At 70.2% G+C, this 26,785-nt stretch carries 22 protein-coding genes and 2 tRNA genes; 15 read left to right on the forward strand and 9 right to left on the reverse strand.

What is annotated here, in order from left to right; all coding sequences use genetic code 11:
* Positions 1–138: 138 nt before the first annotated feature.
* Positions 139–1,347, reverse strand: a complete 1,209-nt coding sequence (locus ACIGDI_RS01875) for an ROK family protein (RefSeq protein ID WP_399889085.1) — start codon at positions 1,345–1,347, stop codon at positions 139–141.
* A 404-nt stretch (positions 1,348–1,751) separates the two neighbouring features.
* Here ACIGDI_RS01875 and ACIGDI_RS01880 point away from each other — a divergent pair, with 404 nt between their 5' ends.
* Positions 1,752–2,333, forward strand: coding sequence for a biotin transporter BioY (locus ACIGDI_RS01880; RefSeq protein WP_399889088.1), 582 nt, complete (start codon positions 1,752–1,754; stop codon positions 2,331–2,333).
* Between the two features lie 21 nt (positions 2,334–2,354).
* Here the strand turns inward: ACIGDI_RS01880 and ACIGDI_RS01885 are convergent, their stop codons facing one another.
* Together ACIGDI_RS01885 and ACIGDI_RS01890 are read right to left on the reverse strand one after the other, a co-directional pair.
* Positions 2,355–3,668 carry an FAD-binding oxidoreductase gene (locus tag ACIGDI_RS01885; protein ID WP_399889091.1) on the reverse strand — a complete coding sequence of 438 codons (1,314 nt, stop codon included), beginning with the start codon at positions 3,666–3,668 and terminating at the stop codon, positions 2,355–2,357.
* A gap of 111 nt (positions 3,669–3,779) precedes the next feature.
* Complete coding sequence (locus tag ACIGDI_RS01890) at positions 3,780–4,514, reverse strand: LPXTG cell wall anchor domain-containing protein (RefSeq protein WP_399889094.1); 735 nt, start codon at positions 4,512–4,514, stop codon at positions 3,780–3,782.
* A 282-nt stretch (positions 4,515–4,796) separates the two neighbouring features.
* Here ACIGDI_RS01890 and ACIGDI_RS01895 point away from each other — a divergent pair, with 282 nt between their 5' ends.
* Complete coding sequence (locus ACIGDI_RS01895; RefSeq protein ID WP_399889097.1) at positions 4,797–6,920, forward strand: protein kinase; 2,124 nt, start codon at positions 4,797–4,799, stop codon at positions 6,918–6,920.
* A gap of 79 nt (positions 6,921–6,999) precedes the next feature.
* Here the strand turns inward: ACIGDI_RS01895 and ACIGDI_RS01900 are convergent, their stop codons facing one another.
* Complete coding sequence (locus ACIGDI_RS01900) at positions 7,000–8,448, reverse strand: amino acid permease (protein WP_399889100.1); 1,449 nt, start codon at positions 8,446–8,448, stop codon at positions 7,000–7,002.
* Positions 8,449–8,663: 215 nt separating this feature from the next.
* On the opposite strand from ACIGDI_RS01900, the gene ACIGDI_RS01905 reads away from it, so the two are divergent.
* Together ACIGDI_RS01905 and ACIGDI_RS01910 are read left to right on the forward strand one after the other, a co-directional pair.
* A complete protein-coding gene (locus ACIGDI_RS01905; RefSeq protein ID WP_142151968.1) occupies positions 8,664–9,152 on the forward strand; it encodes a ribose-5-phosphate isomerase in 489 nt (162 codons plus the stop codon).
* Positions 9,153–9,187: 35 nt separating this feature from the next.
* Positions 9,188–9,997, forward strand: a complete 810-nt coding sequence (locus ACIGDI_RS01910) for an Fpg/Nei family DNA glycosylase (protein ID WP_399889104.1) — start codon at positions 9,188–9,190, stop codon at positions 9,995–9,997.
* On the opposite strand, the gene ACIGDI_RS01915 is transcribed toward ACIGDI_RS01910, so the two are convergent.
* On the reverse strand, positions 9,994–11,223 hold the full coding sequence (locus ACIGDI_RS01915; RefSeq protein ID WP_399889107.1) for a GNAT family N-acetyltransferase: 1,230 nt from the start codon (positions 11,221–11,223) through the stop codon (positions 9,994–9,996). The genes ACIGDI_RS01910 and ACIGDI_RS01915 overlap by 4 nt on opposite strands.
* 188 nt (positions 11,224–11,411) lie before the next feature.
* Between ACIGDI_RS01915 and ACIGDI_RS01920 the strand changes: the two genes are divergently transcribed.
* Positions 11,412–12,596 (forward strand): PP2C family protein-serine/threonine phosphatase, encoded by a 1,185-nt coding sequence (locus tag ACIGDI_RS01920; protein WP_200701537.1) that lies wholly within the window; start codon positions 11,412–11,414, stop codon positions 12,594–12,596.
* Between the two features lie 58 nt (positions 12,597–12,654).
* The gene (locus tag ACIGDI_RS01925) at positions 12,655–13,131 is read left to right on the forward strand and encodes an HD domain-containing protein (protein WP_399889111.1); all 477 of its coding nucleotides are present in this window, start codon (positions 12,655–12,657) and stop codon (positions 13,129–13,131) included.
* On the opposite strand, the gene ACIGDI_RS01930 is transcribed toward ACIGDI_RS01925, so the two are convergent.
* Positions 13,121–14,242 carry an acyltransferase family protein gene (locus ACIGDI_RS01930; protein WP_399889114.1) on the reverse strand — a complete coding sequence of 374 codons (1,122 nt, stop codon included), beginning with the start codon at positions 14,240–14,242 and terminating at the stop codon, positions 13,121–13,123. The genes ACIGDI_RS01925 and ACIGDI_RS01930 overlap by 11 nt on opposite strands.
* Before the next feature lie 586 nt (positions 14,243–14,828).
* Here ACIGDI_RS01930 and ACIGDI_RS01935 point away from each other — a divergent pair.
* On the forward strand, positions 14,829–15,023 hold the full coding sequence (locus ACIGDI_RS01935) for a hypothetical protein (protein ID WP_016435177.1): 195 nt from the start codon (positions 14,829–14,831) through the stop codon (positions 15,021–15,023).
* 247 nt (positions 15,024–15,270) lie between these two features.
* Here the strand turns inward: ACIGDI_RS01935 and ACIGDI_RS01940 are convergent.
* Positions 15,271–15,344, reverse strand: a tRNA-Gly gene (locus ACIGDI_RS01940).
* Between the two features lie 165 nt (positions 15,345–15,509).
* Between ACIGDI_RS01940 and ACIGDI_RS01945 the strand changes: the two genes are divergently transcribed.
* The 5 genes from ACIGDI_RS01945 (at position 15,510) to clpX (ending at position 20,250) form a co-directional block, all read left to right on the forward strand.
* Positions 15,510–15,586, forward strand: a tRNA-Pro gene (locus ACIGDI_RS01945).
* Positions 15,587–15,754: 168 nt separating this feature from the next.
* Entirely contained in the window at positions 15,755–17,155 is a 1,401-nt protein-coding gene (gene tig / locus ACIGDI_RS01950; protein ID WP_200701534.1) for a trigger factor, read from the forward strand.
* Positions 17,156–17,430: 275 nt separating this feature from the next.
* Positions 17,431–18,039 carry an ATP-dependent Clp protease proteolytic subunit gene (locus ACIGDI_RS01955; RefSeq protein ID WP_055623941.1) on the forward strand — a complete coding sequence of 203 codons (609 nt, stop codon included), beginning with the start codon at positions 17,431–17,433 and terminating at the stop codon, positions 18,037–18,039.
* 52 nt (positions 18,040–18,091) lie between these two features.
* On the forward strand, positions 18,092–18,772 hold the full coding sequence (locus tag ACIGDI_RS01960) for an ATP-dependent Clp protease proteolytic subunit (protein WP_200701533.1): 681 nt from the start codon (positions 18,092–18,094) through the stop codon (positions 18,770–18,772).
* Positions 18,773–18,960: 188 nt separating this feature from the next.
* Entirely contained in the window at positions 18,961–20,250 is a 1,290-nt protein-coding gene (clpX, locus tag ACIGDI_RS01965) for an ATP-dependent Clp protease ATP-binding subunit ClpX (protein WP_058925301.1), read from the forward strand.
* Positions 20,251–20,317: 67 nt separating this feature from the next.
* Here the strand turns inward: clpX and ACIGDI_RS01970 are convergent, their stop codons facing one another.
* Both ACIGDI_RS01970 and ACIGDI_RS01975 read right to left on the reverse strand, forming a co-directional pair.
* Positions 20,318–21,301, reverse strand: coding sequence for a hypothetical protein (locus ACIGDI_RS01970; RefSeq protein WP_399889120.1), 984 nt, complete (start codon positions 21,299–21,301; stop codon positions 20,318–20,320).
* Positions 21,302–21,457: 156 nt separating this feature from the next.
* Positions 21,458–21,895, reverse strand: coding sequence for a hypothetical protein (locus ACIGDI_RS01975; protein WP_399889123.1), 438 nt, complete (start codon positions 21,893–21,895; stop codon positions 21,458–21,460).
* Positions 21,896–22,096: 201 nt separating this feature from the next.
* Here ACIGDI_RS01975 and ACIGDI_RS01980 point away from each other — a divergent pair, with 201 nt between their 5' ends.
* The 3 genes from ACIGDI_RS01980 (at position 22,097) to ACIGDI_RS01990 (ending at position 26,719) form a co-directional block, all read left to right on the forward strand.
* Positions 22,097–24,721, forward strand: a complete 2,625-nt coding sequence (locus ACIGDI_RS01980; RefSeq protein ID WP_399889126.1) for a valine--tRNA ligase — start codon at positions 22,097–22,099, stop codon at positions 24,719–24,721.
* Between the two features lie 152 nt (positions 24,722–24,873).
* On the forward strand, positions 24,874–26,358 hold the full coding sequence (locus ACIGDI_RS01985; RefSeq protein WP_399889129.1) for a bifunctional folylpolyglutamate synthase/dihydrofolate synthase: 1,485 nt from the start codon (positions 24,874–24,876) through the stop codon (positions 26,356–26,358).
* Between the two features lie 4 nt (positions 26,359–26,362).
* Positions 26,363–26,719: a DUF4233 domain-containing protein gene (locus tag ACIGDI_RS01990; RefSeq protein WP_200701528.1), complete on the forward strand. Its 357-nt coding sequence runs from the start codon at positions 26,363–26,365 to the stop codon at positions 26,717–26,719.
* Positions 26,720–26,785 lie beyond the last annotated feature (66 nt).

Consider the following 26,785-nt stretch of genomic DNA (forward strand, 5'->3'; position numbering starts at 1 on the left):
GGAATTCACGCAGGGGGAAATGAGCGCTTCACGCGCGGCAACGTGTCAGCAACAAGAGGTGCGACAGCTCACGAACAGGCTCATGACCAGGATGTTCCTGGTCAGGCCCGACCGCTGTCAACATTCGGAGTTTCTGAATTAAATAGTCCGAGGTGACATGGCCAGCGGATCCCGGTAGAGCACGTCCAGAACCACCGAACCGCCTGCCACCGCGAGCACCGAATCCGGGAAACTCGTCGGCACCACATGTGCCGCGCGTTCGATGCCGACCCCGTCGCGCAGCGCGCTCAGGCAGTCGTCGCGGTGAATGATCCCCACCTCGGTGACGACCACCGTCTCCGGATTGAGCACGTCCAGCAGCAGCCGCGCCGCCCGCCCGACGGCACCCGCCCGCTCCACCAGCAGCCGCGTCGCCCGGAGGTCGCCCGCGGCCGCGGCCGCGACCACCCGCATCGGGTTCGCGCCCGCGGGCACGCCCGCCGCACGCGCCCGCCGGCACAGCGTCCGCTCGCTCAACTCGGCCTGCAGACAGCCGGTCCGCCCGCAATCGCAGGGTTCCGTGCCGCCCGGCACCGGCAGATGGGCGATCGCCCCGGACTGCGAGCGGGGCCCGTGATGCACCGCGTCGCCGGTGGCGAACGCCGCGTCGACCACATTGCCGACGAACAGATGCAGCATGCTGGCGCCGTCCCGGGCCGGCCCGAACAGCCGCTCCGCGTTGACCAACGCCCGCGCGTGCCCGTCGACATGGACCGGCAGCCCCAGGCGCTCGCCGAGCACCTCGCGCACCGCGACCTCCCGCCAGCCCAGCAGCGGGTGTTCCACGACGGTTCCCGACTCCCGGTCCACCCAGCCGCCGACGGCGACGCCGACGCCGAGCGGCCGACAGCCCGGCGCCGCCGACAACAGGCGGGTCAGCCCCTCGGCGGCCCGCGCCAGCACCCACCCCGGCTCGGTGCTCTCGTGCTTCAGCTCTCGGCTGACCAGCACCCGTCCGCGCAGGTCGAGCAGGGCCACGGTCGTGTACGGCACCGCCACGTGCACGCCGGCGACCACGAACCGCGAGTCGTCGAGGTCGAGGGGGACGTGCGGGCGCCCGACGCCGCCCGAGCGCCGGGGCTCGGACGCCTCCCGGATCAGGCCGAGTTCGGTGAACCGGGCGCAGTAGTCCGTGACCGACGCCGGTGACAGGCCGGTCAGCCGGGCGATGGTGGAGCGGGCCACCGGCCCGTGCTCCAGCACGGACCGCAGCACGATGCTGGCGCTCGTACGGCGCCGGTCGTCGCCACGGGGGCGGTCATGACGGGGAGGAGGGGAGGTGAGAGTGGTGGTCGCGGTACGGGGCATGGCGATCATCCTCGAAGAACGGTTCCGACACAGCGCCGTCTCGTGCGGCGGGGCGTGCCGGATCCGGTCCGTGCGCCCCGCTAACGGCGGCGACAGGCGGACGCGCCGACTCGTCGCAGGTCGACATGGCGACGCGACGAGAAGTTCCGGGACTGGGCGACCATGCGCTCGAAGCTAGCAAAACCGGCCCACGCTGCCCAGACGGCGACCGCTGGGCGAGACGACGAAACCCAGGTCACCCCGCCTCCGTGACCGGTGTCACGCCGAGACCCGTGTAACTCGCATCCTTTGTCCGGAGCCCACGAAGGCCTGGCCGCAGCCTTTGTCGAGCGCTGACGGTGATCGCGGAGAGCACTCCGGGTTAGCGTCACCATGTCCCCGACCGTCCCGATCCCGGAGCCCCCATGAGCACCGCTGCCGTCACCCCCGCCCGCCCCGGACAGGTCCTCGCCGACCTCCTCCCCGCCTCCCGCGTCCGGGACGTGGCCCTCGTGGTCGGCGGTGCCGTGCTCACCGGCCTCGCGGCCCAGGTCTCCGTCCCCGTCCCGCACTCCCCGGTGCCGGTGACCGGGCAGACCTTCGCCGCGCTGCTGGTCGGCACGAGCCTCGGCGCGAGCCGCGGCCTGGCCTCGCTCGTCCTGTACGCGCTCGCCGGTCTCGCCGGTGTGCCGTGGTTCGCCGGCGGCACCTCCGGTGTCTCCGTCTCCTTCGGCTACATCCTCGGCATGCTTCTGGCGTCCGCCGCCGTCGGCGCCCTGGCCCGCCGCGGCGCCGACCGCTCCGTGTGGCGCATGGCGGGCACGATGCTGCTGGGCGAGGCCCTCATCTACGCCGTCGGTGTCCCGTACCTGGCCTACGCCGCCGGTATGTCCGCCTCCGCCGCGATCGCGGCCGGCCTCACCCCGTTCCTGATCGGGGACGCCCTCAAGGCCGCCCTGGCCATGGGCCTCGTGCCGGCCGCCTGGAAGCTGGTCGGCAGGCGCTGAGGCCGTACGGCCCCTCGTCCGTCAGGGGCCGCCGAAGAGGTTCGTCGGGTCGTGGATCGACTTCAGCCCGGCGAGCCTCGCGTGCGTCACGGGGTCGTACAGTCCCTCGCGCCGGTCGCCGGCCCCGAAGGCGAAGTTGCGGGCCCGCCCGATGGTCGTGTCCGCGAGCAGCGCGAGGGCCGGGTCCACCACCGCACGGGCCTTCTCCCGCTCCCCGGCGCCCAACAGCCGTAGCAGGAACCGTCCTTCGCGGTACGGCACCGAGTTCGGCGCGGGCCGCGCGAGCGCGCCGCCCAGATGATTGATCTGCACCACGCACATCGGCCCGCCCGCGTCCGGCCCGGTGCGGGCGAGGAGTTCGCCGGCCGCGGCGAGATCCAGTTCGCTCAGCACCGCGCTGTCGCCGTAGTAGGCGTGCGGGAAGTCCGGGTCGCTGTGGATGGTGTGGCTCTGCGAGAACGGCATCTCGCGCAGCGAGTCGGCGAGCACGGGCCCGGACTCCCGCAGCGCGGCCACGACCGCGTCACCGTCGCCGCCGGTGTACGCGACCCGCACCGAGACCACGTACCGCCCGCGCAGATGCGGCGGAAGCGCCGGCAGGTCCGGATACGGTACGGCGGCGAAGGATGAGGTCAGCCCGTCCGGCACGGTCCGGGTCCACTCCTCGTACGCCCGCAGCAGGGCCGCCGGGTCGGTCTCGCGCCCGTCGAAGGCGAGCGAGCCGCCGTAGAGCCGGCGCACCGGCACGAGACCGATCTCCAGACCGGTCACGATGCCGAAGTCGTGGCCGGCGCCCAGCAGCGCCCAGTACAGGTCGGGGTCGGACTCCCGGGTCACGTGCCTCGGCCGCCCGTCCGCCGTCACCACGTCCAGCGCGCGCACATGGTCGGCCGCGTACCCGAACTCCCGCGCGAGGATGCCCAGTCCGCCGCCGAGGGTGTAGGAGACGGCGCCGACGCCCGGCGCGGAACCGTTGAGCGGCGCGAGCCCGTACGGTTCGGCCGCCGCGACGACCTGTCCCCAGCGCACGCCCGCCTGCACCCGGACGGTTCGGGCACCGGCGTCGACGACGACGCCGTCCATCCGCTTCGTCGTGACGAGCACACCGCCCCGCGAGGCCCCGGGCAGCCCGTGACCGGTGGCCTGGACGCCCACCGGCAGAGCGCGCCCGGCCGCGTACCGCACGGCGGCGCCGACGTCGTCGGCCGAGGAGACGGCGAAGACCACGTCGGGCCGCCGGTCGAACCCGGTCTGGAAACCGGAGAGTTCACCGTCGTAGCCCGGGTCGCCCGGGCGCAGGACGAGCAGGTCGGTGGTGTTCTCGGCGAAGTCCATAAACCTGCACTGTGCCCGTATAACCTGACACCCGCCGTCAGCTTTTCGGGAGAAGGGCCCGGCGGGAGCGATCCCCCGCCGGGTCCCTCGGACGTGCCGTCCCGGAACCGCTCAGCCGCGCGGCCGCAGCGGACCGACCGGCCGCCGGGTCGACCACCACAGCCCGGCCGCCCCGGCCGCGACCAGCGCCGCGCCCGCCGCGCCCAGCGGCAGGACGTCCCGCCCGACGCCGGTCTTCGGCAGTTCGGTCTCGCCGCCGGGCGCCACCGGCTTGTTGTCGGTGCCGAGGAGCAGCGGGGTGGCGGGCGCGTTCGGAGACGGGTTGTTGGTGCCGAACGGGACCGGCCCCTGCTGCCAGTACGTCTTCTTCCCGTCGCCGCTCTGCACGGGCAGACAGATCTTCCCGGTCTTGCTCAGGTCGTACGCCGCGTCGACGGCGTACGACTTCGACTTACCGGCCGCCAGATTGTCGATGGGGCAGGAGAAACCACTGTTCGAGCCTTTCGGAAGGCTGTTCTTGGCGATCGCCGAGCAGCCTGCCACGTTCTTGACCGTGAGGCCGTCGAAACCGACGACCAAAAGCTGGATCTTTCCGCTGTCCTTGCTCCCCTGATTCTTCACCGTGGCGGTGATCGCCGTTTTCTTCGTGCTGTTGTCGACCGAGATCTTCGAGGGCAGGAACGTGGTCAGCTCGACGCCCGCCGGCGCCTTGTCCATGACCTTTCCCCCCTTGCTGCTCCCGGGGCCCTGGTCGTCCGCGCTGGCGGTGCAGGAAAGGATCATCACCGCCGAAAAAGATGCGGTGACCAGCGATCCTGCGATGACCGTACTGCGACGAGAACTCATGTTCGCATCCCCCTTGACTCCCCCTGGCTGCGCCTGAATTCGCAGTACTTGAAGAGCTACCACAAGATTTCTCCGCACTATGCTGGTACGGCACGAAGTGTGACCATTGTGTTTCAGTAGGGGCGGGTCGGAGCGCTACCGAGGTCGTCTCGGGTTTCAGGGGTTGTTTCGGTTCATCGAGGGGGCGCCGTGGATTTGCCGGGGAATGCGAGGAACGGTGGTGTTCAGGGGCTGCTGGTGACGGGTCGTTATCGGCTGGTCGAAAGTATCGGGCAGGGGGGAATGGGGCGGGTGTGGCGGGCGGCGGACGAAATACTCGACCGCCCGGTGGCCGTCAAGGAGATCCGCATCGACGGCATGGACGCCGAGGACACGCGCACCCGCCGCGAACGCACCCTGCGCGAGGCCAGGGCGACGGCCCGCATCGACCACCCCAACGTGGTCCGCGTCTACGACGTGGTCGACGAGGGCGAACGCCTGTGGATCGTCATGGAGTTGGTCAGGGGCCGCTCGCTGGAACGCATCCTGGCCGAGGACGGCCCCCTGAGCCCGCGGGAGACGGCACGCACGGGTCTCGGCCTGGTGGCGGCCCTGCGGCAGGTCCACGCCCGCGGTGTCCTGCACCGCGACATCAAACCCGGGAACGTGATCGTCGAGGGTTCCGGCGAACCCGAACGCCGGGTCGTCCTGACCGACTTCGGCATCGCCGCGATCCAGGACGCCAAGGCCCTCACCATGGTCGGCATGCTGGTCGGCTCGCCCGACTACATGGCACCCGAGCGGGTCTCCGGCCGCCCGCAGGGCCCGCCGTCCGACATCTGGTCCCTGGGCGCGACCCTCTGCGCGGCCCTGGGCGGCCGTTCCCCCTTCTCCCGCGGCACGACCCTGGCCACCCTGCACGCGGTGCTCTACGAGGAGCCCGAACTGCCCGCCGCGGCAGGCCCCCTGAGCAACGTCCTGGCGGCGCTCCTGGAGAAGGAACCCGAGGCCAGGCCGGCCCTCCGGGAACTGGAAGAAGCCCTGCGCCCGATCGCCTTCCCCCCGCCCACCCCGACCCTGCCGGTGGGCGGAACCGGCGGCGCGGCCGAACCGACGGAGAAGGGGCCCCCACCAGGCCGACCCACGGCTCCGGGCACCCCCACACCCCCAGCCGTCCCCGCACCAACAGCCGTCCCCGCGCCCCCAGCCGTCCCCGCACCGGAGCCGCCCACTCCCCAGCACCAGCCCTCGAACGAACCACCCGCCCCGGCCACCCCGCACACCCGGCTGGTACGAGCCACCCCGGACCCCCGGCGTCCCGAACCCCTGGAGGACGCTCCACCCCCGGCCCGACAGGACACCCACCACCTCCGCCGCCGCGGCCACACCCCACCCGAACCGTCACCCGCCTCCGCCGCACCGCCCGACGGTCCTCCCGCTCCCGCCGAAGGCCCTCCCGAATCCGCCGCACCCGCCGAGACGGCCGTGAACCCCGAGGACCCCGGCGAGGCACCCATCGCCCCCCGGACGTCCGCCGCCACCGAAGCCCCCTCCGAACTGCGCTCGGAAGCCGGTTCGGAGACGCCGTCCGCCAACTCCTCGACGGCCGACCCCACTTCGCCCCGCCCCGCCCCTCCCGCGACCACCCGCCCCGGCGTCTCCCTGACCCGATCCCCGGCGGTGACCCGGCCCCGCCCGACGGCCCCGCCGAACAGTTCCCCGCACGAACAGGGCACCCGACCCCACCTCGGCCCCCACCCGCTGCGCAGGGAGCCCTCCGGCCAGGCGTCCCCGCCCTCGCCCGGTCGCCGTCGCCGCCGTGCCGGGCTCCTGGCCGCCGCCGCGATGGTCGCCGCCGGTGCCGTGGTCGTCGTGACGCTGCTGCTGAACTCCGGTTCGCAGGGCGGCGATCAGGCCGGTCCCACGACCTCCGCGACCACGCCCCCCACCACCTCCGGCAGCAGCCCGCCTCCCACGGTGGAGGGCACCTCCCGGCCGCGGACGCTGCCCCCGGGGACCCACGAGGAGGCCGGCGGATACGCGTGGGCGACCCCCAAGGGCTGGAAGCGCAACGTGATGACGGGAGCCGAGGTCCACTACACCTCGCCCGACGGCGCCCAGGAACTCGTGGCCAAGTCCTCCATCGCCCGCGACGACCTGATGGGGACCTGGCAGAAGTCGGAGCAGGACGCCCACCAGGGCCAGAACTACCGGAAGATCCGCCTGGAGCAGACGACCTTCCGCGGCCACTCCGCGGTGGTCTGGGAGTACACCTTCACCCTCAAGGGCGTGAACTGGCACGCGCGGCTGCTCGGCTTCGACCAGGAGGGCAGGTCGTACCAGATCAACACCTGGTACCACCCCGACGTCGAGACCCAGGCCGTCAGGATCTACGACCGGGTCAAGGACAGCTTCACCGTGCTGTGAGCAGGGGAGCGCGACAGACAACGCGGAAGGGGCCCGCGGTCCGCACCGCGAGCCCCTTCCGTACGTACGACGCCCCGCGTCAGCCGGTCTTGACCTTCCCGGCCTCGTCGCGGGCCGCGGCGGGCACCGCGTCGCCCACGGACGCCCGGCGGGTCCCGAGGACCCTCTGCCTGACCACGGCGATCGCCACCACGACCGCCGCGACCAGCATGGACAGCAGCACGGTCTCGCGTCCGTCGTGCTCGGTGTCCGTGAGCATGTAGCCCAGCACGAACACGATCAACGCGGCCGTCGCCCAGGTCAGATACGGGTACAGCCACATCCGTACGACCAGCTTCTCCGGCGCCTCGGCCTGGATGATCCGCCGCATCCGCAGCTGCGAGAAACAGATGACCAGCCACACGAACAGGGCCACCGCGCCACTGGAGTTGACCAGGAAGAGGAAGACCGAGTCGGGGAACTTGTAGTTGAAGAAGACGGCGACGAAGCCGAACACCACCGACGCCACGATCGCCGCCATCGGCACACCCCGGGACGTGGTCCGCGCGAAAGCCTTCGGCGCGTCACCCCGCTCGCCCAGCGAGAAGGCCATGCGGGAGGCCGTGTACAGGCCGGAGTTGAGACAGGACAGCACCGACGTCAGCACGATGAAGTTCATGATCTGGCCGGCGTGCGCGATCCCGAGGGAGTCGAGGGCGGCGACGTAGGAGCCCTTGTCCTTGATGGACGGGTCGTTCCACGGCAGGAGACAGACGACGACGAAGATCGAGCCCAGGTAGAAGACGGCGATACGCCAGATGATGCTGTTCGTCGACTTCGTCACCGCCCGCTGCGGGTTCTCCGACTCGCCCGCCGCCAGCGTCGCGATCTCGCTGCCCATGAAGGAGAAGACGACGAGCAGCACACCGGTGAGGATCGCGCCGGGGCCGTGCGGGAGGAAGCCTCCGTGGCCGGTCAGGTTGTCCAGGCCCGCCTTGTCGCTGTGGACGCCCGGCAGCACACCGAACACCGCGAGGGCGCCGACGACGATGAACGCGCCGATCGCGACCACCTTGATCCCGGCGAACCAGAACTCGAACTCGCCGTAGGAGCCGACCGAGACGAGGTTGGTGGCGGTCAGCACGACCATGACGATGAGCGCCCAGCCCCACTGCGGGACCGCCGGTATCCAGCCCTCGAGGATCTTGGCGCCGGCGGTGGCCTCCACCGCCAGGACCACCACCCAGAAGAACCAGTACAGCCAGCCGATGGAGAACCCGGCCCAGCGGCCCAGCGCCCGGTCGGCGTGGGCGGAGAACGAACCGGAGGTGGGGTTCGCGGCGGACATCTCGCCGAGCATGCGCATCACGAGGACGACGAGTGTGCCGACGAGGGCGTACGACAGGAGGATGCCGGGTCCCGCCGTGGCGATACCGGAGCTGGAGCCGACGAAGAGGCCCGCGCCGATCACACCGCCGATGGCGATCATCGACAGATGACGGTTCTTGAGTCCTGCCTGGAGCCCGGAGGGCTGGTGCCCGGAAGTCATGGGGGAATTCCTTTGCGCCGGGTGAGCGGTCTGAGCGGTTTCCCGCACAGGGGTGTGTACGGGTCGGTCCAGTGAAACGGAGGCAAAGGAATTCGTGAACCTTTGAATCCGGATCGTTATTTGAGGTTTCCTTGAGGTTCCATGGTGACGTGCGGATTCCCCTTGGCCGACACCCGGGGCTGCTGCCCGGAAACGGCCGTGTCACACTCACAGGCATGCGCGTGTATCTCGGCTCCGACCATGCCGGCTTCGAACTCAAGAACCACCTCGTCGAGTGGTTGAAGGCGGCCGGCCACGACCCCGTCGACTGCGGCCCGCACATCTACGACGCCCAGGACGACTACCCGCCCTTCTGCCTGCGTGCCGCCGAGCGGACGGCCGCGGACCCCGACTCCCTCGGCATCGTGATCGGCGGCTCCGGCAACGGCGAGCAGATCGCCGCGAACAAGGTGAAGGGGGTGCGCGCGGCGCTCGCCTGGAGCGAGGAGACCGCCTCGCTCGGCCGCCAGCACAACAACGCCAACGTCGTGGCGGTGGGCGCACGCATGCACACGGCCGAGGAGGCGACGAAGTTCGTCGAGACCTTCCTGGGCACCCCGTTCTCCGGTGACGAGCGCCACATCCGCCGCATCGACATGCTCGCGGACTACGAGACGACGGGCGACCTGCCCCCGATCCCGGCGCACCACCCGCAGCAGGACTGACGCCCCGCGAAGGGGGCCGGAAAGGAACAGGCACCGTGCCAGAGGGGCACACGATCCACCGGTTGGCGGCCGACTACGCCGACCGCTTCTCCGGCACGGCGCCGCGCGTCACCAGCCCCCAGGGCAAGTTCTCCGACGCCGCCGCACTGCTCGACGGCGCCCGGCTCACCCGTACGGAAGCCCACGGAAAGCACCTCTTCCTGGGCTTCCGCGACGCCGACTGGGTCCACATCCACCTCGGCCTCTTCGGCAAGGTGACCTTCGGCGACGCCCCGGCGCCCCCGCCGACCGACACCGTCCGGCTGCGCCTGGCGAACGCCACCTCCTACGTCGACCTGCGCGGCCCGACGACCTGCGCGCTCGTCACGGACGCCGAGAAAGCGGCGATACACGCCCGCCTGGGCCCCGACCCGCTCCGGCCCGACGCCGACCCGCTGGTGGCGTACCGGCGGATCTCCCGCAGCCGTACGACGATCGCCGCACTGCTGATGGACCAGAAGGTGATCGCAGGCGTCGGCAACGTCTACCGCGCCGAGGTCCTCTTCCGGCACGGCATCGACCCCTACCGGGCGGGCAAGGACATCACCCCGGCCGAGTGGGACGCGATCTGGGCCGACCTCGTCGCGCTGATGCGCGAGGGCGTGCGCGACAACCGCATCGACACCGTCCGCCCCGAACACACACCGGAGGCCATGGGCCGCCCGCCGCGCGTCGACGACCACGGCGGCGAGGTCTACGTCTACCGCCGGGCCGATCTGCCCTGCCACATCTGCGGCGGCGAGATCCGCACCGCCGACCTCGCAGCCCGCAACCTCTTCTGGTGCCCCGCCTGCCAGCGCGCCTAGAAGCCGTGCGGCAGCCACGGGGCCGCCGTGGACGCGAAGGCCGGTGACGCCTCCGCCAGCGCGCCCTGGCGCAGCTCCCGCACCCGCCCGGCCGCGGCGAGCGCCTCGAGGGTGACACCGCCGAGGTACGCCGCCCCCAACTCCCGCACGGACAGGGCGAGATCCGGGGCGTCCTCGGTACGGGCGCAGGAGGCGCCCTTCGGGTCGCCGGTCAGCCGCCAACGGCCCTCGTTCCAGGGGCAGAAGGCGTCCTCCACCGCCAGCACCACGTCCACCGGCGCCTGGTAGGTCCGCGCCTGCAGCGCCGCGCCGACGTCCACCAGCCGTACGTACAGGGAGTCCCGCACCCGCAGCGAGCACCGCCTGATGTCGGACACCAGATGCTGCCAGCCCTCGTCCAGCGGCCGGCCCCGCGTGTTCACCTTCGACGTGAGGTCGATGTCGAACAGGAACCGCCACAGCGCCGCGTGCCCGGCCGGGTCCAGCGCCTCCAGGTCCTGCACCAGCACGCTGCCGTCGGGGCCCGTCGGCGCCCAGTCCGGCTTGACCCGGAACCGCGCGTACCCCACGACCTCGCCGTCCCGCTCCGCCAGCACGCACTGCAGCGGCGACGCGCCGTCCCGGTCGCTCGCCGGGTCCAGCACCCCCAGCCGCTCCCAGCCCGCGCCGCGCACCAGCATCCCCGGCCGCCGCGCCACGACCCGGGCGTACACCCCCTCGCAGACGTCGAGCGCCTCCTCGGGCCGCGCGTACCGCAGTCGTACGTCGTCGGTGCCGGGCGGCGCGGACAGCCGGACGCGGGTCGTGTCGATCTCGGCGTTCACGTGGAAGGTCGCGGTCCCGTAGCCGAAGCGCCCGTAGATCGCGGGCTCGGAGGCCGTCAGCACGGCCAGCGGCTCGCCCCAGGACCGCAAGTCGTCCAACTGGCGCCGCATCATGGACGTCAGGACGCCCCGGCGCCGGTGCGTGGCGGCCACGGACACCATGGTGACGCCGGCGGCCGGCACCGCGGCACCGCCGGGCACGGTCAGCCGGAAGGCGAACGCTCCGGCCGTCCCGACGCACGCCGCACCGTCCCAGACGCCCACGCACCGCTCGGGCTCGGTGAGCTCGCGCCACAGCGCGCGCTCCTCGTCCGACTCCGGAACCCCGCCGAAGGCGCGGATCAGGTTGTCGTACCACTCGTCCCACTCGTCCTGGCGCAGCGCGCGTACATCGGTGCCCATGAACCATGCCTATCAGGGCGGCCCGAGAGGAGCGAGGGAATTTGCGTCGCAGGTCGAAAGGCTCAACGGGCCCGTACAAAACGGTCTATTCACGGCCTTCACGGTGACTGTGAAGTCGAACCTCGGATGGGGGACAAGTCGTACCTCCTGTGCCAAGTGACGGGTCCGACGGATAAGGTCCCGAACTAATGGCAGCAGGACGAGAGCGGCGCGCGGAAGCCGAGACGTTCACGGCCCGGTTGAAGATGCAGTGGCACCGGGCCCGGGTCGGCGTGCGCAGAAGCGCCGTCGACTACTTCCGCGGGGACGGCTCGGAGTGGATCGCGCTGGGCCTGCTGCTGTTCACCATCCCGGTCATCGCGGCCGTCACCCTGGCCAACTCGGTGTGGTGCTCCCCGGCCCTGCTGGTCGTCCCGATCGTCGCGGGCGGCCTGCTGCTGCGTCCGGCCAGCCTGCTCGGCCTGTACGCGGCGGCGGCCACGGCGCTGATCGTGGAGTCGGTGAAGCTCGGCCCCTACACGGAGGGGCCCTCGCGGGTCACCCCGGGCGTGGTCCTGGTGGTCGCCGCCTGTGGGTTCTTCGGCCTGCTGGTGGCCCAGTTCCGCAGCCGGGTCGGGGTGCCGTGGCGGCGCGGCGGCACCATGCTCTTCGACCTGCGCGAACGCATCCGCGTCCAGAGCAAGCTGCCCAAGCTGCCCGACGGCTGGCACCGCGAGATGGCCCTGCGCCCGGCCGGCGGCCAGTCCTTCTCGGGCGACTTCGTGGTCGCGGCCCGGACGAACGGCGGCCGCACCCTGGAGGTCGTCCTGACGGACGTGTCCGGCAAGGGCATGGACGCCGGTTCGCGCGCGCTGCTGCTGTCGGGCGCCTTCGGCGGCCTGCTGGGCTCCCTTCCGCCGCACGCCTTCCTCCCGGCGGCGAACGGCTACCTGCTGCGCCAGGACTGGGACGAGGGCTTCGCGACCTCGATCCACCTCGTGCTGGACCTCGACTCCGGCGACTACGAGCTCTACTCCGCCGGCCACCCGCCGGGCCTGCAGCTCAGCGCGGGCAGCGGCCGCTGGGAGGAGAAGGCGGCCGAGGGGCCGCTGCTGGGTGTGTACGACGGCGCGCAGTTCGACCCCGTGAAGGGATCGCTGCGCCCCGGAGACGTGTTGATGCTGTTCACGGACGGCTTGGTGGAGACCTCCGACCGGGACATCGTCGAGGGCATCGACCGGCTGACCGGGGAGGCCGACCGGTATGTCGCGGGCGGTTTCCACGGCGCGGCCTGGCATCTGATCGAGGCGGTGGCCAAGGACGTCAACGACGACCGGGCCCTGCTGCTGATCTGCCGCGAGGGCCCGACGGCCGGGCAGCCCAGGCTCGGCTAGCCCCTCAGGGCGCGGGCCCCGGGCGAGGACACCGGGGCCGCGAGGACACACTGGGGCGATGACACTGTCGTTGCTCGAAGTCGAGAAGATCGCGCGCTGGGCGCACGCCACCCAGACCGACAAGCAGGGCCGCCCCTATGTGGAGCACCTCGTCGCCGTCGTGGCGGGCGTGCGGGCCTGCGCCGGGGACGAGGACCAGCTGAAGGCGGCCTGGCTGCACGACGCCGTCGAGGACACACCGCTGACCGAGCGGTGGCTGCGCGGACTCGAACTGAGCCCGCGTACGCAGGACATCGTGCTCGCGCTCACCAAACGGGACGGCGAGCCGGCGCGCGAGTACGCCGACCGGATTCTGGCCACCCCCGGCGCGCTGCTGGTGAAGGCCGCGGACATCGCCCACAACGCCGACCCGGCACGCGTCGCGGGCGTCGAGGACGCGGCCACCCGCACACGGCTGACCGAGAAGTACGCCGAAATGCGCGCACTTCTCGGCCTGGACGCCACGGCGCCCTGCTGGGGTGTCGCTAGGCGCTGACCTTCTCGCGCGGGGCGTTGACACGGCCGCGCGCCGCCTCGACGGAGTCCGGCCGGAAGGCCCACTTCATCTCGGGTTCCATCGCGAACCGGAACACCCGCTGCACCGGCCGGGTGCACAGCACGGTGACGACGGCGGCCGCGGCGAGCGTCACGAGGATCTCGCCGAGCGGCCGGCGCATCCACCCGTAGTCGAACCAGCCGTAGAAGTCACCGGCCTTGACCACGAAACCGTGCAGCAGATAGCCGTACAGCGTGCCCGCGCCGAGTGCCGTGAACCACATCCGCCGGCGCGGCACCCAGGCGAAGAAGCAGGCGGTCAGCAGCAGCGAGCAGCCGAACAGCGCCAGCGTCATCACCGGCCCGGACCACCAGGGCGCGTCCAGGTTCTGCGCGGCGTCGCGGTGGTAGAACCACGCGGTGTCCATCCGCGGCACCGCCCACCAGCCGACGGCCAGCGCGGCCGCGAAGACCGGCACGGACAGCATCCGCATCCGGCGCGTGCGCACCCTCTGGAAGTGCTCCGGCCTCATGCACAGACCCAGCACGAAGTACGGCAGGAACTGCAGCACCCGCTGCAGGTCGAGGTCGTCGCCGATGTCCGGGGAGACCGAGGCCAGCATGGCGACGGCGAGCGCGAGCGGCAGCGGCCAGCGGACGGTCTTCCACAGCGGGGTCGTCAGCCGCCAGATGAACAGCGCGATCAGGAACCAGGTGAGGTACCAGGGGTCGAGCAGGCTGATGTCCATGCTCGGGTCGTGGTCGCCGTAGCGCTTGAACAGGGAGTACGCCGTCTCGAACAGGACGTAGGGCACCAGGACGCCGGTGACCAGCCGCCTGAGGCGGTCGGGGCGCATGTCGAAACTGCGGGAGAAGAAGCCGGAGATGATGATGAACGCCGGCATGTGGAAGGCGTAGACGACGGTGTACACGCCCTCCAGGACGCGGCTGTCGCCCTTCAGCGGCTCCCAGGAGTGGCCCATGGCCACCAGCACGATCGCCAGGTACTTGGCGTTGTCGAAGAAGGCGTCGCGCTGCTTGCCGGGCCCGGCGGCCGGTCGTCCCTGGGCCGCACGCGCCTGCTGACTCTGCGGTGAACGCGGACTCGGCACTCCCGACGCCGGCGACTGTGCCGGAGGGAGCGGCGTTCTGTGCTGACCGGGGGACGAGGCGGCGTGAAACATCTGAGGCACCCTAGCGTTGTCTGTGGCTTTTCGTGAAACCGTCCATGTCATTCCTGCTTATGGGCTTCGTGTGCCCCGAAATTGCGGGGAGTTGACCTCACGGTTCGTCCCGGCAAAGAGGCATGAAGGGGACATTCCGTCGGAGTCGCTCGCTGGACTTATGGGTTGCTTAGTCCGGATGTATACCGACAACTGGGGCGGCTGTTCCGCCGCTTTGATGTGCCCGTGGCGACAATTCGAATTAACTGCGAACGCGTTGTGTGGACATGGAAACGATCCCGCCGAATTCCTCGGGCGGGTGGGTCCTCGAATTGCCGTGCGGACAGCCGGTGTTGGGGTCTGTGGCGCCCGTGGGCCCGTATGGTTCAGGCAAAGGTGTGACACAGGTGTCGCGCCGATGTCCCACCAGCCGCATACGCAGGCCCTGTTGGTGGCACGATGGTTCTGGCGGGGGTGCGCGGGGATGGCGCCCCCGGGCCGGGAGAGCGGACCGACCTAGGGTGTGTGATCAGTTGTGGCCATTTCACTGTCAGTGGTGCTGCTGTTGGCGATCATCCTGGTGGTCCTGATCCGGGGCGGGTCGATCAAGGCCGGACCCGCCATCGTCGCGGTGCTCTTCGGCTTCTTCCTCGCGTCGACCGGCATGGCCCCGTCGATCAACCGCTTCCTGAACTCGATAGCGGAAACGATCAACTCGATCAGCTTCTGACCCCGCGCCCCGCCGGCCGCCCATGCATCGCGTACCCGGCGGCGGCCCCGTCATGTGTGCTCGTCCTGTGCGCCCACGCGACCGGCGCCGCCTCGGCAGGGGCCGGACGCGGTCCGTCACGGCGCCCCGGCCGTGACCGCGCCGACGGCCGGGAACCACACGGAGGCGATCCGCCGCGCCACGCCCGCTGCCGAAAACACTCGGGGCCGGGCCGGAGGATGATCCTCCGGCCCGGCCCCGGGCCGTATGGAGCGGGCGACGGGAATCGAACCCGCGTAGCCAGTTTGGAAGACTGGGGCTCTACCATTGAGCTACGCCCGCACAGCGCGCGCCGCAGGTCGGAAGACCGCGGCACTGAAGGCATCGTAGCGGGTCGGCCCGCCTCGCCGCACACCCCTTCGCCGCCAGGCGGGTCCCGGCGGCGGCACTCCGGGAAATGCGGCGGTCGCACAGCGTGCGGGCATGTACCCTACGTGTCGCACCAGACGGGGTGTGGCGCAGCTTGGTAGCGCGTCCGCTTTGGGAGCGGAAGGCCGTGGGTTCAAATCCCGCCACCCCGACCACCTGATCACCCAGTGATCGCCTTTGGGGCGTGTCGCCGCTGCCGTTACTATGCAAGCTGCACGCCCGTGTGTCTCTCCTCTACGAAGTAGTCCTCCCGGGCGGCGATCCGCCGGAGCCGCTCTGGCCCCGGCAGAATCCAAGCAGTCAGCCATCAAGGAGACCGAACCGTGAAGAGCGCCGTGGAGACCCTGAACCCGACTCGGGTTCGGCTCACTGTCGAGGTGCCCTTCGAGGAGCTCAAGGACAGCCTCGACGCGGCGTACAAGAAGATCAACCAGCAGGTCACGGTGAAGGGCTTCCGCAAGGGCAAGATCCCGGCCCGCGTCATCGACCAGCGGTTCGGCCGCGGTGCGGTCCTGGAGGAGGCGGTCAACGACGCGCTCCCGAAGTTCTACACCGAGGCGGTCAACGAGGCGGAGATCGACGTCCTCGGCCAGCCCGAGGTCGACATCACCGAGCTGAAGGACGGCGAGACGCTGAACTTCACCGCCGAGGTCGACGTCCGCCCGACCATCGAGATCCCGGACTACTCCGGCATCGAGGTCGAGGTCGACGCGGTCGAGGTCACCGACGAGGACGTCGAGAAGTCCGTCGAGCAGCTCCGCGAGCGCTTCGCCTCGACCTCCCCGGTCGAGCGCGCCGCCGAGGACGGCGACGTCGTCACGATCGACCTGCAGGCCAAGGTCGAGGGCGAGGTCCTCGAGGACGGCGTCGCCGACGGCGTCTCCTACACCATCGGCTCGGGCGAGCTCCTCGACGGCATCGACGACGCCGTCAAGGGCCTGTCCGCCGGCGAGGAGGCCACCTTCACCTCCGAGCTCAAGGGCGGCTCCGCCGCGGGCAAGGAGGCCGAGGTCACCGTCAAGGTCACCCAGGTCGCCGCGCGCGAACTGCCCGAGCTGGACGACGACTTCGCGCAGCTCGCGTCCGAGTTCGACACCCTCGAGGAGCTCAAGGCGGACAGCCGCAAGCGCCTGGAGAACATGAAGCAGTACGACCAGGCCACGCAGGCCCAGGAGCGCGTCCTGGAGAAGCTGCTGGAGCTCGTCGAGGTGCCCGTCCCCGAGAAGCTGCTCGAGGACGAGATCAACACCCGCAAGCACAACCTGGAGCACCACCAGCTCGGCCAGATGGGTCTCGACCTCGAGAAGTACCTCGAGATCCAGGGCAAGACGGTCGAGGAGTTCGACGCCGAGACCAAGGAAGCCGCGGTCAAGGGCATCAAGACCCAGTTCGTCCTCGACGAGCTGGTCAAGCAGGAGAAGCTGAACGTCAACCAGGAGGAGCTCACCGAGCACCTCATGCGCCGCGCGGCCTCCTCCGGCATGTCCCCCGACCAGTTCGCCCAGGCCGTCGTCGAGGGCGGCCAGGTGCCGCTCCTGGTCGGCGAGGTCGCCCGCGGCAAGGCCCTCGCGGTCGTCGTCGAGGCCGCCACGGTCAAGGACACCAACGGCGAGGTCATCGACCTGGACGACGAGGAGGAGACGGAGGCCGCCGCCGACGTCGCCGCCGAGGCGACCGAGGCCGACGCCACCGACGCCGACGAGGCGGAGAAGACCGAGGGCTGACGCCCACGGCGCCGCGAGACGTCGTAGGGAAAGGGCCCGGGGACACGCTCCCCGGGCCCTTTCCGGCACTCGTGCCCACCGCCCGTCCCACGGAGCAACGGCGCATGCGCTGACAGCGAACAGTCCGGGAACCGGGATGGCACTGTCCGGCCTGCGCGTTAGGGTCCATGTACGAGGGCAGGGGAGTCCCCAGAACTAGCCCAGCCCCCGGATGGGAACACGTGAGACGGCCCGGCGCCGTCGTAAGACGAGCAGGTGGATACGTGACGAATCTGATGCCCTCCGCCGCCGGCGAGCCTTCCATCGGTGGTGGCCTCGGCGACCAGGTCTACAACCGGCTGCTCAACGAGCGGATCATCTTCCTCGGCCAGCCGGTCGACGACGACATCGCGAACAAGATCACCGCACAGCTGCTGCTCCTTGCCGCAGACCCGGACAAGGACATCTACCTCTACATCAACAGCCCGGGCGGTTCGATCACGGCCGGTATGGCGATCTACGACACCATGCAGTTCATCAAGAACGACGTGGTGACCATCGCCATGGGCCTCGCGGCCTCCATGGGGCAGTTCCTGCTCAGCGCGGGCACCCCCGGCAAGCGCTTCGCGCTGCCGAACGCCGAGATCCTGATCCACCAGCCCTCCGCGGGCCTGGCGGGCTCGGCCTCCGACATCAAGATCCACGCCGAGCGGCTGCTGCACACCAAGAAGCGCATGGCCGAGCTCACGGCGCAGCACACCGGCCAGTCGGTCGAGCAGATCACCCGCGACTCGGACCGCGACCGCTGGTTCGACGCCTTCGAGGCCAAGGAGTACGGCCTCATCGACGACGTCATCCCGACGGCCGCCGGTATGCCGGGCGGCGGCGGTACCGGGGCGGCCTGAGGCCACCCTGCCGAGCCCCCAGCCGACCGCCACAGCCCCTAGGAGACAGACAGTGAACGACTTCCCCGGCAGCGGCCTCTTCGCCCGCCCCGAGGCCGAGTACACCGGCCCGCGTGCCGAGTCCCGCTATGTGATCCCGCGCTTCGTCGAGCGCACCTCGCAGGGCATTCGTGAGTACGACCCGTACGCGAAGCTCTTCGAGGAGCGAGTGATCTTCCTCGGTGTCCAGATCGACGACGCCTCCGCCAACGACGTCATGGCGCAGCTGCTGTGCCTGGAGTCGATGGACCCCGACCGGGACATCTCGGTCTACATCAACAGCCCCGGCGGCTCCTTCACGGCGCTGACGGCCATCTACGACACGATGCAGTTCGTCAAGCCCGACATCCAGACGGTCTGCATGGGCCAGGCGGCCTCCGCGGCCGCGATCCTGCTGGCCGCCGGCACGCCGGGCAAGCGCATGGCGCTGCCGAACGCCCGCGTTCTGATCCACCAGCCGTACAGCGAGACGGGCCGCGGTCAGGTCTCCGACCTGGAGATCGCCGCCAACGAGATCCTCCGGATGCGTGCGCAGCTGGAGGAGATGCTGGCCAAGCACTCGACCACGCCGATCGAGAAGATCCGCGAGGACATCGAGCGCGACAAGATCCTCACGGCCGAGGACGCGCTGGAGTACGGCCTGATCGACCAGATCATCTCCACCCGGAAGATGAACAACGCGGCCGTCCGCTGAAAAAGAGGCGGGCGGAAGCTGTATCGTCTGCCGCCCCTTGGCACGGTTGGTGTGCTTTGACACGCTGCACGTCACAGTGAACCGCGCCAAGGGGGGCCCGAACGGGGGGCCCGGCAAGGTACCGTCGGAATAGGCAGCACCAGGAGCCGCTGGATCTAGGCGTCTCCCAGGCGAAGGGGAAGCACACCGTGGCACGCATCGGTGACGGCGGCGATCTGCTGAAGTGCTCGTTCTGCGGCAAGAGCCAGAAGCAGGTCAAGAAGCTCATCGCAGGGCCTGGTGTGTACATCTGCGACGAGTGCATCGACCTCTGCAACGAGATCATCGAGGAAGAACTCGCGGAGACGAGCGAGGTGCGCTGGGAGGAACTCCCCAAGCCCCGCGAGATCTACGAGTTCCTCGAGGGCTACGTGGTCGGCCAGGAGGCCGCCAAGAAGGCCCTCTCCGTCGCGGTCTACAACCACTACAAACGCGTCCAGGCCGGCGAGAACGGCGGCGGCAGCGGCCGTGACGACGCGATCGAGTTGGCGAAGTCCAACATCCTCCTGCTCGGCCCCACGGGTTCGGGCAAGACCCTCCTGGCGCAGACGCTGGCGCGCATGCTGAACGTCCCGTTCGCTATCGCGGACGCGACGGCGCTCACGGAGGCCGGCTATGTCGGCGAGGACGTCGAGAACATCCTGCTGAAGCTGATCCAGGCGGCGGACTACGACGTCAAGAAGGCCGAGACCGGGATCATCTACATCGACGAGATCGACAAGGTCGCGAGGAAGAGTGAAAACCCCTCCATCACGCGCGACGTGTCCGGCGAGGGCGTCCAGCAGGCCCTGCTGAAGATCCTCGAGGGCACCACGGCCTCCGTCCCGCCCCAGGGCGGCCGCAAGCACCCGCACCAGGAGTTCATCCAGATCGACACGACGAACGTGCTGTTCATCGTGGGCGGTGCCTTCGCGGGCCTGGAGAAGATCATCGAGTCCCGGGCCGGCGCCAAGGGCATCGGCTTCGGCGCGACGATCCGCTCCAAGCGCGAGCTGGAGGCCAAGGACCAGTTCGAGGACGTCATGCCCGAGGACCTGGTCAAGTTCGGCATGATCCCCGAGTTCATCGGCCGCCTCCCGGTCATCACCTCGGTCCACAACCTGGACCGCGAGGCCCTGCTCCAGATCCTGGTCGAGCCGCGCAACGCGCTCGTCAAGCAGTACCAGCGCCTGTTCGAACTCGACGGCGTGGAGCTGGACTTCGAGCGCGAGGCCCTGGAGGCCATCGCCGACCAGGCCATCCTCCGCCAGACCGGCGCGCGCGGCCTGCGCGCCATCATGGAGGAGGTCCTGATGTCGGTGATGTACGAGGTCCCGTCCCGCAAGGACGTGGCCCGCGTGGTCATCACGGCCGACGTCGTCCACTCCAACGTCAACCCGACCCTGATCCCCCGCGACGCCCGCAACGGCCGCGGCCCTGGCGAACAGAAGACGGCGTAACGACCCGAACGAAGGGGCCCCGGTCAACTGACCGGGGCCCCTTCGTGGTTGAACGCCAGGAAACTCGTCAGGCCTTGACGCGCACTTCGTTGCGGAGCTTGGCGGTCGTGGCCGCCGCCTCCGTGGGGTCGGTGGCGTTGCCGGCCGCGATGTCCGAGTACTTCATCGGCATCACGAAACCGAGCGTGCTGTGGTCGCCCCAGACGCAGTACGTCACGCCCATCTCCTTGGCCATGCCGGACGCGGCCGCGGACGAGTTCTCGACCTTGGCACCCTGGCACTTGAGGATCGCGCCGTTCAGTCCCGCTGGCTTGTACTCCTTGGGGCTTCCCTCGAAGGTGACGTTCTCCTTCTTGGAGTCCTTCTTCATGAAGGCGAAGAAGCCGTCAACGGCCTTCGCGGGATCGTCGATCGTGCCGTAGACGCCACCGAACGAGAGGATCTTCCCGCCCAGCGGGTTGCTCGTGTCCTTCACCTCGTAGGAGGCGCTGACGTCCTTGGCGTCCTTGACCCCCCAGGACGCGGCGTCCTGCAGGTCGGACTTGGTCATCGTGTTGCTGTCGCCGCTGGACTTCTTGTACTCGGTGAGCACGACCGACGGCGTCGTCAGCTTGTGCGGGCCGTCGTCGGCGACGCTCGAACCAGCGCCTCCGCCCCCGCCGCTCCCGCCGACCACCATGAAGACCCCCACCCCGATCGCGGCCACGACCGCCACCGCGCCGATGATCAGGCCCGTCTTCTTCTTCCCGCCGCCCGGCACCGGAGGCTGCGGAACCGTGTAGGGCTGCTGGCCGTACGGCTGCTGCCCATAAGGCTGCTGGCCGTAGGGCGGCTGCTGCTGCCCGTACGGGTTCGGCTGCTGCGGGGGCACGCCCTGCGGGGGCGTCTGCGGGTAGCCGTAGCCCGGCTGCTGGGCCGTCGGCGGCTGCTGGGGGTAGCCGTAGCCGGGCTGGGGCGCCTGCGGCGGCTGCTGGCCGTAGGGTCCCGGCTGGCCGTACGGCCCGGGCTGCTGGGGCTGCCCGCCGTACGGGCCCGGCTGGTTGTGACTCATCTCTGGGTTCCCCTCCAGATGCCTTATGTGGTCCTGACATCCTGGCGCAGCCGCCGTGGACCCAGTGCATCGGGGGGCGCACCGTTACCGAGCAATGGCCGATTGGGACGTCGCCGTGACACCTCGGCGCCGGATCCGGACAGCGGGCAGAGTGGTTCAGACCCCGGAGTAGGCCTGGGTGTAGCAACTGCCCAGCTTGCTGTCCCCTTCGAATACGCCAACTTCCTGCCATACGAGGCGTATGCCACCGGAATCGGTCGCCGAGGTGTCCCACGAGTCCGACGTGTTCGCACCGGAATACACGCTGTGCCAGGCCCAGTAGTGGTCCGTGCCATCACTCCGCCGTGTCACCAGCCGCACTGCGACGTGGTGACCGTCGGCTCTGGTGTCCGTCACACGAAGGTTCACGTTGTCCAGATGGGTGCGGCTCGACGGCTGCTCGCTGCCGCCACCCGTTGCGCCGACGGCCGCTCCGTCCAAACCGTCCAGGTACCAAGCGCTGCATGATCTGAGCGGTCCGGCCTGGGCTGGTGTCGCCAACGCCAACAGGCTCGCGGTTGCCACTCCGGCGGCCACGATCACGTGTCGTTTCACGGTATCCGTCTCCTTATGTCATGGGCGCATCATGTGTCCGGTAGCGGGCTGAGGGTAATCGAACACCCGCTTGGGTGCAGACTGTTTCCGCGGTGCGTCTCTCCTCGCGTTTCGATCGCCACGTTCCCCGATGCCGCGGGGGCGGTGCTCCGCGACGAAACGCGTTACTGGGTGGGGCGCGCGCACCCCTAAACTGACCCCGTGACCGAGAACGCTCAGCAGCAGCCATCAGCGCCCAGCACCGAACTGCCGACCCAGTACGCGCCGGCCGATGTAGAGGGGCCGCTGTACGAGCGTTGGGTGGACAAGGGGTACTTCGCCGCTGACGCCAAGAGCGACAAGCCGGCGTACACCATCGTCATCCCGCCGCCGAACGTCACCGGCAGCCTCCACCTGGGCCACGCCTTCCAGCACACGCTCATGGACGCCCTCACGCGCCGCAAGCGCATGCAGGGCTACGAGTCGCTGTGGCTGCCCGGCATGGACCACGCCGGCATCGCCACCCAGAACAAGGTCGAGCAGCAGCTCGCCGAGGAGGGCAAGTCCCGTCACGACCTCGGCCGCGAGGAGTTCGTCGACCGCGTCTGGCAGTGGAAGGAGGAGTACGGCGGCAAGATCCTCGGCCAGATGCGCCGCCTCGGCGACGGCGTCGACTGGGACCGCGAGCGGTTCACCATGGACGAGGGCCTGTCCAAGGCCGTCCAGACCATCTTCAAGAAGCTCTACGACGACGAGCTGATCTACCGCGCCGAGCGCATCATCAACTGGTGCCCGCGCTGTCTGACGGCCATCTCCGACATCGAGGTGGAGTACCAGGAGGACGACGGCGAGCTCGTCTCCATCAAGTACGGCGAGGGTGACGAGACGCTGGTCGTCGCCACCACCCGCGCCGAGACGATGCTCGGTGACACCGCCGTCGCCGTCCACCCGGACGACGAGCGCTACAAGCACCTGGTCGGCAAGCGCATCAAGCTGCCCCTGACCGACCGTGCCATCCCCGTCGTCGCCGACACCCACGTCGACCCCGAGTTCGGCACCGGTGCCGTCAAGGTCACCCCCGCCCACGATCCGAACGACTTCGCCATCGGCCAGCGCCACGGCCTGGAGTCGATCACGGTCATGGACGAGCGGGCCGTCATCACCGCCCACGGTCCCTTCCAGGGCCTGGACCGCTTCGAGGCGCGCAGCGCCATCGTCGCCGCCCTGCGCTCGCAGGGCCGGATCGTCGCCGAGAAGCGCCCGTACGTCCACTCCGTCGGCCACTGCTCGCGCTGCAAGACCACCATCGAGCCGCGCCTGTCCATGCAGTGGTGGGTCAAGGTCGGCCCGCTGGCCCAAGCGGCCGGCGACGCGGTCCGCGACGGCCGGGTCAAGATCCACCCCGAGGACATGTCGAAGCGGTACTTCGACTGGGTCGACAACATGCACGACTGGTGCATCTCGCGCCAGTTGTGGTGGGGCCACCGCATCCCCGTCTGGTACGGCCCGGACGGCGAGGTCGTCTGCGTCGGACCGGACGAGCAGCCGCCGAGCGGCGAGGGCTGGAAGCAGGACACCGACGTCCTCGACACCTGGTTCTCCTCCGGCCTGTGGCCCTTCTCCACCCTGGGCTGGCCCGAACAGACCGAGGACCTGCGGAAGTTCTACCCGACCGACGTCCTGCTCACCGGACACGACATCATCTTCTTCTGGGTCGCCCGGATGATGATGTTCGGCCTGTACGCGATGGACGGCGAAGTCCCCTTCCGCACGATCGCGTTGACCGGTCTGGTCCGTGACGAGCGCGGCAAGAAGATGTCGAAGTCCTTCGGCAACGTGGTCGACCCGCTGGACTGGATGGACAAGTACGGCTCCGACGCCGTCCGTTTCACCCTGGCCCGCGGCGCCAACCCCGGCACCGACGTCCCGATCGGCGAGGACTGGGTCCAGGCGTCGAGGAACTTCGCCAACAAGATCTGGAACGCCACCCGCTTCGCGCTGATGAACGGCGCGACGGTGCAGGGCCCGCTGCCGGAGGCGTCGAAGCTGTCGGCCACCGACCGCTGGATCCTCTCGCGGCTCAACAAGACGGTCGCGCAGGTCGACGCGTTCTACGAGGACTTCCAGTTCGCGAAGCTCTCCGACGCCCTCTTCCACTTCGCGTGGGACGAGGTCTTCGACTGGTACGTCGAGCTGTCCAAGACGACGTTCCAGGCGGGCGGCGAGGCGGCCGAGGTCTCCCAGCGCGTCCTGGGCGAGGTCCTCGACGTCACGCTCAAGCTGCTGCACCCGATCGTCCCGTTCGTCACCGACACCCTGTGGACCACGCTCACGGGCGGCGAGTCCGTCGTCGTCGCCGACTGGCCCCAGGACTCCGGCTTCCGCGACGACGCCGCCGAGCGCGAGATCGAGACGCTCCAGTCGGTCATCACCGAGGTCCGCCGCTTCCGCGCCGACCAGGGCCTGCAGCCGGGCCAGCGCGTCCCGGCCCGCCTCAGCCTGGACGGCACGGCACTGGCGCCCCACGAGGCCGCCATCCGCCAGCTGCTCCGCCTGCAGCCGGAGGGTGACTCCTTCACGGCGACGGCCACCCTCCCGGTCGCCGGCGCCGAGGTCGCCCTCGACCTCTCCGGCACGATCGACGTCGCGGCGGAGCGCAAGCGCCTCGCCAAGGACCTCGCGGCGGCGGAGAAGGAGAAGGCCCAGGCGACGGCCAAGCTGGGCAACGAGGCGTTCCTGGCGAAGGCCCCGGACAACGTGGTGGAGAAGATCCGCACCCGCCTGGCCAAGGCGGACGAGGACATCGCCCGCATCCAGGCCCAGCTGGACCGCCTGCCCCAGCAGTAGCAAATCCGGCAGGGGCGCGGGGCCGTACTCATGTGCGGCCCCGCCACTCATGTGCGGCCCCGCCGCGTGAGCGCGACGAGCCACAGACCTCCCCGCGCCCGCCGAACGGGACCAGCCGTCCCTCACCTCGGGCGCAGCCCTAGACTGGCCCTGTGAGTGACAGCGACCCCTTCGACGAGATCATCGCGGAAGAAACCACCCGCGACCCCGATCTCGCGGTCATCGAGGCCGGCAGCCGAACCCTCCGCACCCAGGGCGGTCCGCCGCAGGCCGACGTGCCCGCCCGTCCCGAGGACCCGGAGGTCGACAAGGCCCTGCGCGAGGTCGAGGCCGATCTGGCGACCCGTTGGGGCGAGACGAAGCTGGAGCCGTCGGTCAGCCGCATCTCCGCGCTGATGGACGTGCTGGGCGAGCCCCAGCGCTCGTACCCCTCGATCCACATCACGGGCACGAACGGCAAGACCTCCACCGCCCGCATGATCGAGGCCCTCCTCGGCGCCTTCGAGCTGCGCACCGGCCGCTACACCTCCCCGCACGTCCAGTCGATCACCGAGCGGATCAGCCTGGACGGCGCCCCGATCTCGGCCGAGCGCTTCGTCGAGACGTACAACGACATCAAGCCCTACGTGGAGATGGTGGACGGCTCGCAGGAGTACCGCCTGTCCTTCTTCGAGGTCCTCACCGGCATGGCGTACGCGGCCTTCGCGGACGCCCCCGTCGACGTGGCCGTCGTGGAGGTCGGCATGGGCGGCTCCTGGGACGCCACGAACGTCATCGACGCGGACGTCGCCGTCATCACCCCGATCGACCTGGACCACACCGACCGCCTCGGGGAGACGCCCGCCGCGATCGCCACGGAGAAGTCCGGGATCATCAAGCAGGACGCGACCGTGATCCTGGCGCAGCAGCCGGTCGACGCGGCCCAGGTGCTGCTGAAGAAGGCGGTCGACGTGGACGCCACCGTGGCCCGCGAGGGCCTGGAGTTCGGCGTGGTCGCCCGCCAGGTGGCCGTCGGCGGCCAGCTGCTCACCCTGCGCGGCCTCGGCGGCGAGTACGGCGAGGTCTACCTGCCCCTGCACGGCCCCTACCAGGCCCACAACGCGGCCGTGGCCCTGGCCGCCGTCGAGGCGTTCTTCGGCGTCGGCTCCCAGCGCCCCGACCCCCTCGACATCGACACGATCCGCAAGGCCTTCGCGTCCGTGTCCTCCCCGGGCCGTCTGGAGGTCGTACGGCGCTCCCCGACCGTCGTCCTGGACGCCGCCCACAACCCGGCGGGCGCCCGCGCCACGGCCGAGGCGGTCGGCGAGGCCTTCGACTTCAGCCGGCTGATCGGGGTCGTGGGCGCCAGCGGCGACAAGAACGTGCGGGGGCTGCTGGAGGCCTTCGAGCCGATCTTCGCCGAGGTCGTCGTCACCCAGAACTCCACGCACCGCGCGATGGACGCCGACGAACTCGCCGCGATCGCCGTCGAGGTGTTCGGCGAGGAGCGCGTCCAGGTCGAGCCGCGGCTGCCGGACGCCCTGGAGGCCGCGATCACCCTCGCCGAGGAGGAGGGCGAGTTCGCGGGCGGCGGTGTCCTCGTGACCGGCTCCGTCATCACCGTGGGCGAGGCCCGACTGCTCCTGGGGAAGGGCTGACACCGTGCGTACGCTGTGTTCCTCGACGCTGATCGGCGAGTTCTTCGTGATCGGGTTCGCCGGCCTGGTCGCCATGAAGGATCCGGACCTGTCCCAGTCGACGGTGTGGACGGTCAGCGGCATCGCGATGTTCCTGTGCCTGCTGCTGTGCGGCATGGTCACCCGCCCGGGCGGCATCGCCCTCGGCTGGGCCCTTCAGATCGCGCTGATCGCCTCCGGGTTCATCGTGCCGACGATGTTCTTCCTGGGCGCGGTCTTCGCCGCCCTGTGGTGGGCCTCGGTGCACTACGGCAGGAAGATCGACGAGGCGAAGGCCAGATTCGCGGCCCAGAGCGGCTCCTCTACACCTGACGCTGCGTGACGAAGGCCCCGACACGCCCTGTAATCTTCGAACACCCCGCACGACTCTTGATCGCTAGGAGCCCGC

This window comes from Streptomyces sp. NPDC085900 (assembly GCF_044540925.1).
Taxonomy (GTDB): domain Bacteria; phylum Actinomycetota; class Actinomycetes; order Streptomycetales; family Streptomycetaceae; genus Streptomyces; species Streptomyces gilvifuscus.